The 1,596-nt window shown below is 70.9% G+C and carries 3 protein-coding genes; all 3 read right to left on the bottom strand.

What is annotated here, in order from left to right:
* A partial coding sequence (cmk, locus tag WA805_RS26870; RefSeq protein ID WP_425243737.1) for a (d)CMP kinase occupies positions 1 to 458 on the bottom strand: 458 nt, incomplete at its 3' end.
* A 192-nt stretch (positions 459 to 650) separates the two neighbouring features.
* Entirely contained in the window at positions 651 to 962 is a 312-nt protein-coding gene (locus WA805_RS26865) for a DUF5302 domain-containing protein (protein ID WP_422282329.1), read from the bottom strand.
* A 43-nt stretch (positions 963 to 1,005) separates the two neighbouring features.
* The coding region (locus WA805_RS26860) for a prephenate dehydrogenase dimerization domain-containing protein (protein WP_425243736.1) at positions 1,006 to 1,596 on the bottom strand (591 nt) is incomplete at its 5' end.

Here is a 1,596-nt window from a genome sequence, read left to right as displayed (position 1 = left end):
GTCAGGAACACCTTGAGCGGCGCGTCGGGCGCGACCACCGTGCCGATGTCGCGCCCTTCGGCGACGATGCCGCCGACGGCCGCCGCGATGATGGCGCGCTGCTGTTCGATCAAGTGCCGCCGCACCGCGGGGATGTGGGCGACGGCGCTGACCTGAGCGGAAACCTCCCGCGTGCGGATATCGCGGGAAACGTCCGTGCCGTTGACCCGCGTCCACGGGTCATCAGGGTCGGTACCGACCTCGATGACCGGCTTCGCGGCGAGGCTCGCCACCAGCGCTTCGTCGGCCGTGTCGGCGGGCGCGTCTATCAGCCACCAGGTCAGCGCGCGGTACATCGCGCCGGTGTCCAGGTAGCGCAGGCCAAGGGCGCGCGCGGCGCCACGCGAGGCGCTCGACTTACCCGACCCTGACGGCCCGTCCACGGCCACGACAAAATGCCCCGGCGAAGAATCTCCCACCCCGAAATGGTACCGGCAGCGCCGGCATCCCTTCCCCGCTGACGTCCGAGCGTGCGCCCCGGTGGCGGCGGCGCGCGCCGCTTCTTGCTGTTATCAACTCATTGGGCGTGACCACGAAAGAAAAGCACGCGCATAGGGTGCTTTTCTTTCGTGATCATGAAATCGGCAGGCTGTAAGTCGCGTGAGTGGCTGTCAGCCGCCGCTCTTGCGGCGGAAGTTGCGGCGGCTGGCCGCCGGGCCGTGCGCGCCGTGGATCTTGCCGGTGTCCTGGCTGCCGCTGCTCTGGCCCTCCGCGTGCGCCTGGTTCTTACGATCCAGGGCCTCGCGGAACTTCCGCTTCATTTCGTCCATGTCCTGCTTCGCATGGTCGCCGTCGTCCTGCGCCGTGGGCGCCTCGGTGACCAGCTCCGGTTCGCCCTGCTTCACGCCGGCCTCAGGGGCGGTCTGGTCGGCCTCGGCCTCGGCCTTGGCTTCGGGGGCGGCCCGTTTCGCGGTGTCACTCATGAAGTCAAGCTTCGCACACCCTCGCCGGACGGTGACAACACCTTTACCGGCGCACCGGCCAGCCGCCCGCCTCCATCGCGTCCAGCAGCGCCGCCGCCTGGTCCGGGCGGACCGACAGTTCGGCCACGCCGACCGGCAGGCCTGGCGAGTGCTCGATCCGCACGTCCTCGATGTTCACCCCGGCGGCGCCCGCGGCGTTGAACAGCCTGGCCAGTTCGCCTGGCTGGTCGGGGATGACCACCTGCACCACGGTGAAGTTGCGCGGCTGGCCGCCGTGCTTCCCAGGGATCCGCGCCACCCCGGCCTGCCCCCGCTCGAGCAAGTCAGTGACGTCGGCCGGCGTTTCCGGGGAAACGCCGGCGAGAGCGCGGGCGGCCGCGGAGAGGTCGACGGCCACCGCGGCGAGCACCTCGGCGACCGGGCCCGCGTTGGCGGACAAGATCTGCGTCCATAGCGCGCTGTCCCCCGCCGCGATCCTCGTGACGTCACGCAGTCCCTGCCCGGCCAGCCGGAGGGCGTCGGCGGGCACCACGGACGGCGCCAGCCGCGCCGCCATCGCGGCAGCGACCAGATGCGGCACGTGCGAGACCAGTGCCACCCACTGGTCATGCGTTTCCGGATCGGTGATCACCGG

The organism is Trebonia sp. (assembly GCF_049794275.1).
Classification (GTDB): Bacteria; Actinomycetota; Actinomycetes; order Streptosporangiales; family Streptosporangiaceae; genus Trebonia.
The sequence above is the reverse complement of the archived record's forward strand: the minus strand, read 5'-3'. Positions and strand labels throughout refer to the sequence as shown.